General features: G+C 39.9%; 7 protein-coding genes and 2 pseudogenes. 2 read left to right on the plus strand and 7 right to left on the minus strand.

Going from position 1 to position 8,432, the window contains the following annotated elements:
- Window positions 1–25 precede the first annotated feature (25 nt).
- The 3 genes from AS180_RS20410 to AS180_RS20420 all read right to left on the minus strand — a co-directional run bounded on the left by AS180_RS20410 (window position 26) and on the right by AS180_RS20420 (window position 2,975).
- Window positions 26–706: a hypothetical protein gene (locus tag AS180_RS20410; protein WP_062687425.1), complete on the minus strand. Its 681-nt coding sequence runs from the start codon at window positions 704–706 to the stop codon at window positions 26–28.
- Window positions 707–728: 22 nt separating this feature from the next.
- Window positions 729–1,997, minus strand: coding sequence for a hypothetical protein (locus AS180_RS20415; RefSeq protein ID WP_062687426.1), 1,269 nt, complete (start codon window positions 1,995–1,997; stop codon window positions 729–731).
- A 93-nt stretch (window positions 1,998–2,090) separates the two neighbouring features.
- The gene (locus tag AS180_RS20420) at window positions 2,091–2,975 is read right to left on the minus strand and encodes an AraC family transcriptional regulator (protein WP_025911855.1); all 885 of its coding nucleotides are present in this window, start codon (window positions 2,973–2,975) and stop codon (window positions 2,091–2,093) included.
- A 107-nt stretch (window positions 2,976–3,082) separates the two neighbouring features.
- Here AS180_RS20420 and AS180_RS20425 point away from each other — a divergent pair, with 107 nt between their 5' ends.
- On the plus strand, window positions 3,083–4,027 hold the full coding sequence (locus tag AS180_RS20425; protein WP_025911854.1) for an EamA family transporter: 945 nt from the start codon (window positions 3,083–3,085) through the stop codon (window positions 4,025–4,027).
- A 29-nt stretch (window positions 4,028–4,056) separates the two neighbouring features.
- Here the strand turns inward: AS180_RS20425 and AS180_RS20430 are convergent, their stop codons facing one another.
- From AS180_RS20430 to AS180_RS20440, 3 genes are all read right to left on the minus strand, one after another.
- Window positions 4,057–5,748: a TcaA NTF2-like domain-containing protein gene (locus tag AS180_RS20430; protein WP_062687427.1), complete on the minus strand. Its 1,692-nt coding sequence runs from the start codon at window positions 5,746–5,748 to the stop codon at window positions 4,057–4,059.
- 107 nt (window positions 5,749–5,855) lie between these two features.
- Complete coding sequence (locus tag AS180_RS20435) at window positions 5,856–6,413, minus strand: hypothetical protein (protein WP_062687428.1); 558 nt, start codon at window positions 6,411–6,413, stop codon at window positions 5,856–5,858.
- An 85-nt stretch (window positions 6,414–6,498) separates the two neighbouring features.
- The gene (locus AS180_RS20440) at window positions 6,499–7,371 is read right to left on the minus strand and encodes a LysR family transcriptional regulator (RefSeq protein WP_062687429.1); all 873 of its coding nucleotides are present in this window, start codon (window positions 7,369–7,371) and stop codon (window positions 6,499–6,501) included.
- A 192-nt stretch (window positions 7,372–7,563) separates the two neighbouring features.
- Between AS180_RS20440 and AS180_RS20445 the strand changes: the two are divergent.
- A pseudogene (locus AS180_RS20445) lies at window positions 7,564–8,112 on the plus strand (MFS transporter); the annotation flags it as partial.
- Window positions 8,113–8,247: 135 nt separating this feature from the next.
- Here the strand turns inward: AS180_RS20445 and AS180_RS21955 are convergent.
- Window positions 8,248–8,432: pseudogene (locus AS180_RS21955) on the minus strand (IS4 family transposase); the annotation flags it as partial.

An 8,432-nucleotide genomic window follows, 5' to 3' on the forward strand; every position in this document is an offset into this window, starting at 1 on the left:
ATGTTTGTGTAATAACGTGTAACACTTATTTTTTAGCCTCATTTTTGTTTAAGAATTTTACTGAGGAAATCAACTTGTACGCACGCTTTTTAAACTCTTCCTCTTCAGGACCACATGACTTAGGATCATCCATACAACTTCCAGTATAAATAATCTCTACTCCTCCCCATCCTTCATCTGGATGAATGTAAGCACCATAACCATACGAACCTGTTTCCTTTTTCTTAAACGGCGCTACATATGTAACTTTTCCTTTTCCATCAATTTGTTCAAATTTCATATCTTCACCTATACTATTCGTTAGGAGTTCTTTGGCATATCCAATTCCCGTTTCATCATTCGATAGAACCGTTGTATACCTAACGCTAAGCTGTGCTTCTGTTTTATCGTTATACAGAATACCAGCTAAAAACGCCTCACTGCTTTCACCTTTTCGCGTATAACCAATGCCATCGATTTCCCCACCAGTTGGAAACAACATTTCATACACACCCGTTTTGGATTCAAGCGTATAGTATCCTTTTTCCGTTTCCTGTGCGGATTTCAGCATGCTGCGCGTAAATTCATCTTGGAGTGCTCTTGCTTTTATTTGTTCTTCTGTTGTCGCTTCCGGTTGTGTTTCTTCCTGTTCGTTTACTCTTTGACAAGCTGTGAGGCTCAACGTTACTATCAGTAAAGCGGTGAATCTTTTTAAATTTAAACGCATTGTATATCCTTACCTCCTGTTGTTACAGATTATCAAGTGAAACGACTTCTCCAGTTATAGCATTTACAGCGTAATGGCAGTCTAGCTTTCCGCAAAGAACGTACCTTCCTTGTTTGCGGTCATAAACGTAGTATGGCGTAAGTTCTATGAAATTGTGCAGCTTCTCAAGCGCTTCTGCTTTCGCAACTGTTACTTCTTCTGCTTTTTGAAAGTCTGCAATCATTTCTAAAAGGGACTTTGTATCCATATAGTTCATAACCTCATAGCAAGAACGATCAATAAACAGCTGAATGTTTCGTTTCAACACACTCTGCATTTGTTCTTTTAATTGTATTTTAGCGACTAAGTAGCCTTTGTCTCGATGTATAGATTTTAAAGACCACTTTCCAGAGTCGCTCTTATATACTTGTGCTAAAAAGCGCTGAACCGCTGCGATGCTCCGCTCAATATCTTCCTTCGTCACTTCTTTTAAGTCAGGATGTGGCTCTCGTTTCAATGCTTGATTAAATGATACTTCTTCTGTTAGCGTCAAGCTTTTTTCTTGAAACGCTTGTTGAACTTCACCTTCCCACTTGATTAGTTTATCAAGTTCTACATAGGCCTTTTCAGCAACAATGACGCTGAATGGTATCAGCGACAAATCGCGATTTCGTATGTATACTTCTTCAATCGCATAAGCAGGCGTCATTTTTTCCGTCTCCATACTTGGAAATTCAGCTAACTTTAGCTGCTCAGCCACAATGTGCTTCACTTGCGGTAGAGTAAGCTCATACTTTTCTCTGTTAAACGTCTCTTTCTTTGAAAAATCTCCGTTGATTGAGAAAAATGTTAAATTCCCCGCTTCATCCACTTCAACTTCAATCAATCCAGATGGCGATACGGAAACACCGTTTAGGATTTTTCTAAAGGACATTCGCTTGTCCTTACGCTTATGAAATACAAAATGAGTGCCTTCTTGAAATCCCGTTTCGCTCTCAATCCAACGAACAACAGCATTCGAGTCTTCAATCGAAAGCTTGACACCTTCAGCATAAGAAATCCCGCCAACGAAAATAGCAGTTGTAAACAGTCCTGTGTGAAAATCGACTTCCACTACAGCTGTTCCAGTAGGGTTAAGATCTTCATCTAACAAGTCTTGTTCATGATTGGGAAACCACTCCATTGAAAGTGTATAGACTGTGTCTCCTAAAATAGTAGCACTGCGCCTAACGTCTGAACGATATAAATAGTAGTCTTGCAAGCCCAATTTTTCTTTTGTATGTTGAATGAGTTCATTTATTCTTGATTTCATTTGATTCTCCTTATTCTATTCCATAGTTTGGTAGATTTACCCACTATGATAAGGGAGAAACGCATTTTTTACAATTATTTTCCACAAACACTTTTAGAGCTTCCCTTTCCGATAAGCAAGTGGCGTCATTCCCATCATTTTTTTAAACTGATCAATAAAGTAGCTGGTGCTGTTAAATCCCACTTCAAAGGCTACGTCCGTAATGCTTTTTTCCTCTTGCTTTAAGAGCAGAATACTTTTTTGAATGCGATACTTCATCACGTACTGAAGCGGCGTAACGTCTAGCATCCGTTTAAAATAGCGGCAGCACTCAGATCGGCTTATTTGACCGGATGCTGCAATATCATCGAGAGTAATTTTTTCGCTATAGTTCATATGCACCCACGTTAACATAGCTTTTATGCGCTGATTTTTCACTTCTTCTGTGTACACGTACCGCTTCTGAAAAGCGTGAACCAAGAGCTGTTTCCAAACCTTAATAAGATTAGCCGTAATCTCAATTTCAAACAGCGGTTCTTTCGTTTGCACAAGCTTGCGAATGACAAATAAAGCTTGTTGAATAGCTCTGCTCCACTCTTTGCTTCCATCAATCAATACATACGATAAGTTGGTGGATTGAACGTAAGGCAAAACGTAAGTTGTATAGAGCTCTTGAGGTAAAAAAAGATGCGGAAGCACGTTTAAACAAATATACACACAGCCCGTTTTCTTCAGATCTTCTGCCATATGCAAGCAGCCGCTGTTAATAAAGAGTCCATCCCCGCTACGCAGCTTAATTTTTTCTTCGTTCACTTGAAAAACTGCTTCTCCTTTTAAAACGTAGATGAGCTGAATTTCATCGTGCCAGTGAAGCGGGATGTAACCGCTGGCGTGTTCTAGTATCGTCGTCTCATAGCAAGCAATCGGCAGCGCTCCCGTATAGTGCTTCGTTAGCTCTTTTAAGTTTTGTTCATTGATTAAAAACTGCTTAAACTTCATAGTCCACCTCAATATTTTTATATTTTTAAGCTCGATTTGAATATAAATACGCATTTTTTCTCTTTATGATTATACTATCATGATATTTTGTAAAGGTAGGAAATCAAATGAAATCTAATCGACGTGCTGGCTTATTATTCGTGATTGTGGGCGCAACGTTTTGGGGAATTGGAGGAACAGTAACAAAAAAGCTGTTTCAAGACTATGAAATTGACGTCAACTGGCTGGTGACCACGCGTTTATTACTAGCCGGCTTGCTGCTTTTACTTTTAAGCTGCTTTGGTAAAAATCGCCGGGAAGTCCTTTTCATTTGGAAAGAAAAGCAGACGGCTCTTCAGCTTGTCACTTATAGCATATTGGGCATGCTTGGCGTGCAGTATACGTATATGGCAGCTATTCATCATGGAAATGCAGCTGTCGCAACGCTGCTTCAATATTTAGCACCCGTCATTATTATTGTATACTTGCTGTTTCGAAGACAAATGCGTTTTACTAGACAAGACGGAACGATCCTTTTATTAGCTTTAACCGGCTGCTTCTTCCTTCTTACAAACGGGTCGCTCTCAACACTTTCTGTACCCTATCTAGCCATCGTATGGGGACTGCTTTCTGCGGTATGCTCCGCTTTTTATACGCTGTATGCAGTTCGGCTGCTTAAACGATTTGACTCTTTGGTTGTTGTTGGATGGTCAATGGTGGTTGGCGGAGTTGCACTTAGCTTTATTCGGGCGCCTTGGGAAGCTCATTTTGACACATTTACGTTTGCTGCGTACGGCTACTTGCTCTTTGTCATCATCTTTGGAACGATGCTGGCGTTTTGGCTGTATATTAAAAGCTTAGATAGCCTCCCTCCAAAAGAAACAAGTTTGTTAGGAAGTCTGGAGCCTCTTGCTGCTGTTTTGACAACGGTCTTTTGGCTTCAGCAGCCGTTTGGGTTCTTTCAGTGGGTAGGAGCTGCTTGTATCTTTGGTGTTGTCTTTTTACTTACGCTTCAAAAAACTCCTAAAGCAAACACGCTTGAACAGAAAGATCCCCCTCTCAAAATCTCTTAAATGATGAGAGGAGGATCTTTCTCTATAGTTTATTCAACTGGCGTTTGAACGTCTTTGGTGGTTTCAATACTTTTAATTTTAAGCTTATCTTCACCTTTTAGCTCCACGCGATAGATTCGATTCTTTACAAACTTCGTACTGGCATCATACGAATCGGTAAACGTGTACTCTTCTGTTGCATACACCGAATACTTACCTTCACCTGTCTTTTCAACTTTACTAACAAGCAATTGATCATTTGCAAACGACACGTTTTTTCCAGCTAAAGACGTAATATACGCTTCTAAATCACTATACACTTGCGCATCTTCATCGATATAAGGTGCCATTCCGCTAAAGTCACCGCTGTTTAAGCTTGAAAAATAAGCGGCTTTATAAGACCCTACAAAGTTGTGAATCTCTGTTTCACTCACGTCTTTTACAGGCTTTGGGTCATTTTCTGCTGATTGCTTATCTTTTGCCTCTGCTTTTTCTGTCATAGCTGGTGCAGTGTTATCATCCGTAACCCCGCGGCCAAAATTCATATACACAATAAAAATGAGCACGATTGCAAGAACTGCCCCTACGAAAAAGGGAAACGTTCGCTTTGTTTTTTGCTGCTTTTCTAAAACCGGATAGTCGGCTGTAGCTGGAACGCTTAGCTTTTCTTCTTTCACTTGCAAACTAGCAAAATAAGAAGGAAGAGAAACAGGTGACATACGTTCCGGCCCGGTAAGCATTTGTACTTCTTTAGCAACTTCAATAAATTCAGCAATAGCTGAGCTTCGGTACAGGTCTGCTACTTGGTCGAACGCTTCAATTTCTTTTCCTTGAAAAAACGTTCGTGAAGCGTTCATAAACGATGATAGCCATTTATAGTGCGCATCCATTTCTTCAACGTAGGTTACTCTCTCGATTTGTTTTTGTAGCTGTTGTTGAGAACGCTCGCTATCGTTTATCATTTCATTAATTTCTTTTTCAATAGCCCGCAGCGCCTCGATAGCGTATGCTTTCATATCAGTTTCAAGATTCGCAAAACTGTTCTTCAAACCAGGTAAGTCGATTTCTTCGAGCTGTTTATTTGCGACGGTAAGACGGCGAATGCTTTCATTGTATTCGTGCTGCTTCGTACGAAAACCAGTTGCTGTTTGCTTTGTCACGTACTGCTTTTTTCGGAGCTGATTCCATTCTTCAAGCAGCTCACTTTCTTGCTTTTGAGCAGTTAAAGCATCTTCTTTTAACCCTTCACGCTTTTGATCAACATCCATAAACGTTGGCAAATATTCTGCGCACTTCGCTTCAAGATTCGCTAGCTTGTTTGTTTGACCATATGCTGACATAACATCGAAAAAACGATTTAACAAGCTGGTCATGTCAGACGATGTGTTAATGTTTGTTTCAAAAAGGCTTAGTATATCTGTATGCAGTTGTTTTAACTTCTCTACTCGGCGCAAGTTTTGACTGCGAGCTTCCAGAAAAGCTGGATAATCTGTTGAAAGCAGCGTTGTCACTAAAAATTCTCCGTTAGTCATATCATACTGCTTGCGCTCTGTTTTCACTACTTTATAAACCTCATGCAGCTCTTTAGAAACTTCCATCATAAACTCTTGTTCCGTCAGCTGATGAAGCTTGTCCTTTACGTTACGTAAATGGCGTGAGCGCAGCGGTTCTTTTTCGTTATATAAGCTCAGCCATTCTTGCAGCATCTCATAAGCTGCTTCATTCCATTTAATTGTGCTCATGTAGTTATTCACCCGTTAATTCAATATTTTCTACTATCACTATACAGGAATTTCACGAGATTTCCAGACAAAAATAGCTATACGATAACCCGCATAGCATTTCGACATTAATATTCATAAGCTTTTAACTCTTCTTCAAATACCATTTGCATCGCGGTAAAATCATCTGGATGGGCCTTCATCGCATCATGTAGGTGGTTTAGCTCAAACTGCGAAGTAATCTCGTATTCTTTTAAATATTCATAGCTTTCAAGCTGTTCTTTAATCACGTACTGCTGCATCGTTTTGTTCTTAGGGTATTTCTCTTGGGCAGCTTGATAAACCGCATGCTCAACCTCTTTTTTATCTAATGACAAAATTGGATTCGTAAGCGTAGCTGAAAAAGCTGTTGGCGTATCATGACTGGTTGCCGTTTGACCTGCGAGCTTATCTTCAAGCTCAGACAGCTGCATTTTTACATGTTCAAGCTGCTTTAAAGCCTGATTTTTTTCTACGAGGACTTCTTTCTTTTCTTCTGTCAGTTCAGCAAGCTCTTCTTCTAGCAGTGAAATTTTTTGATAGCTCGTAATAATAAGTGCAGAACAAAATAAAAAGACAATCGTTAGCGCAAGCATCAGCGCAAGAAACCACCATTTTTTATAAAGAGGCATTGGAACTGTTGACATGTAAAACCCCTCCTTTATAGCTTGGCACACTCTTTTAATACCCATGTATATGCGTAAAGAAGGGATTTTATTTATTGATAGACGGCTAAAACGTTTTTAATACAAACTCTTTAAAATTCTGCACGGCTGGTGAAATGTATCTTCCTTTAACCCAAGCTATGCCAATAAGACGTTCGCATTTCGGGTAGTGGATTGGAATTTTCACGATATGACTTTGATCTACTCCTTTTAAATCCGGCAAAATCGATACGCCAAGCCCAGCGGCCACAAGCCCCGCAACCGTGTCTGCTTCTTCTCCTTCAAAGGTTACGTGAGGATTCACACCCACTTCATGAAGAAACTGCTCAACCGTGACGCGTAGGCTAAACCCTTTTTTCAAATGAATAAACGGTTCTTCTACTAGCTCTTCAATGGTTATTGCTTCTTTTGTGGCAAAAGCATGATTCGTCGGCACAATCGCAAATAACTCTTCTCTCCAAAGCTCTTTCCACGCTACGGGTTCTTTAATACCCATGGGAGAGATTAAGCAAATGTCTAACTCTCCTTTTTCCAGCTGATCTAGTAGAATATGCGTTGGACTCTGTCTAAGTGAAAAGTTGACCTTGGGATACTGTCTGCGAAATTCCACAAGCAAATCAGGTATGAGGTTGGTGCTCAGCGTATGTAAAAACCCTAGAGAAACCTGACCTTGGTCAGGGTCAAGTAAATGCTGAATCTCTTGCTTCCCTTTCTCAAATTCACTCATCATATTCGTAACGCTTTTTAGTAGAATTTCACCGTACTGATTTAAGCGAATCGATCTTCCCTGTCGTTCAAAGAGTGAAACACCGATTTCCTCTTCAAACCGAGCTAGCGACCTGCTTAAAGCGGGTTGCGTAATCGAAAGCTCCTTGGCTGCTTTTGTCATATGCTGTAAGCGTGCTAAAGTCTGGAAATACTCAAATTGCTGCCATTCCACCTCGTTTGACACCCCTTCCACTCATTACATAAATGCATTAAAATCATGATAACTATGCATTATACATTATATATCAGAAGTGATAGGATATACAGGAGAGAAATTCTTCTATAGCTATAGAATCGAAATTAATAATCAAAAGGATGGATAAAACATGTGTGGAGAATATGATCATGAACAAGTGATGATAGTATGAGCTATATTCAGCAGGGAACAAAAGCGTTTCGCAAAACGAGCTTTGCATTTTTTGCAGCGGGCTTCAATACTTTTGCCATTCTTTATTGCACTCAGCCATTAATGGTAACGTTCACAAACGAATTTGATGTTTCACCGACTATCGCAAGCTTATCGCTATCCATCACAACTATTACCCTCGCCATCAGTATGCTTGTCTTTGGTTCTCTTTCTGAAGTCTGGGGTCGAAAACCTGTGATGGTTTATTCGATGTTCACTGCTTCTGCGCTTTGCATTTTAACAGCTTTTAGTCCTAATTTTTATGTGTTACTAGTATTTCGTGCACTCGTTGGAATTGCTTTAGCAGGGTTACCGGCCGTTGCAATGGCTTATCTTGGCGAAGAGATTGAAAGAAAAAGCTTAGGTGCAGCCATGGGATTATACATTAGTGGAAATGCAATTGGAGCCGTAGCGGGGCGCGTCATTTCAGGAGTTGTCAACGACGCAGCCAGCTGGCATTTCTCCATTGGATTAATTGGAATTATTAGCTTAGTTGCACTAGTGTTGCATAAATGTTGACGCAATTTTCAGTTTAATGTTTTTTCCTGTTTAGAGCCAAAAAAGTAAATACCTTATTAAAGGTGGCTCCATCCATTTGGAAATTATGTACAATTAGACTTGTGCGACGACGACAATTTATTTTTAAGGAACGGTTTTTCCTTTAATCTTTCGTATCCAGATATGTGCCGGTTTCCATAACGAAGCCCTTAAAAAACGGCTAATCTGTAGCGTTTTTCGCTTACTTTTTGTTTCGATTTGCGCAATTACATTTAGGCAAAAAACAATCAGTGCGATAAACACTTGGTTTTGAATGGCCCATTCACTTT

The organism is Priestia veravalensis (assembly GCF_001457055.1).
Classification (GTDB): Bacteria; Bacillota; Bacilli; order Bacillales; family Bacillaceae_H; genus Priestia; species Priestia flexa.

Coding starts and splice junctions, on each gene's coding strand:
- AS180_RS20410 (WP_062687425.1), bottom strand. CDS start 706: ATGCGTTTAAATTTAAAAAGATTCACCGCTTTACTGATAGTAACGTTG.
- AS180_RS20415 (WP_062687426.1), bottom strand. CDS start 1,997: ATGAAATCAAGAATAAATGAACTCATTCAACATACAAAAGAAAAATTG.
- AS180_RS20420 (WP_025911855.1), bottom strand. CDS start 2,975: ATGAAGTTTAAGCAGTTTTTAATCAATGAACAAAACTTAAAAGAGCTA.
- AS180_RS20425 (WP_025911854.1), top strand. CDS start 3,083: ATGAAATCTAATCGACGTGCTGGCTTATTATTCGTGATTGTGGGCGCA.
- AS180_RS20430 (WP_062687427.1), bottom strand. CDS start 5,748: ATGAGCACAATTAAATGGAATGAAGCAGCTTATGAGATGCTGCAAGAA.
- AS180_RS20435 (WP_062687428.1), bottom strand. CDS start 6,413: ATGTCAACAGTTCCAATGCCTCTTTATAAAAAATGGTGGTTTCTTGCG.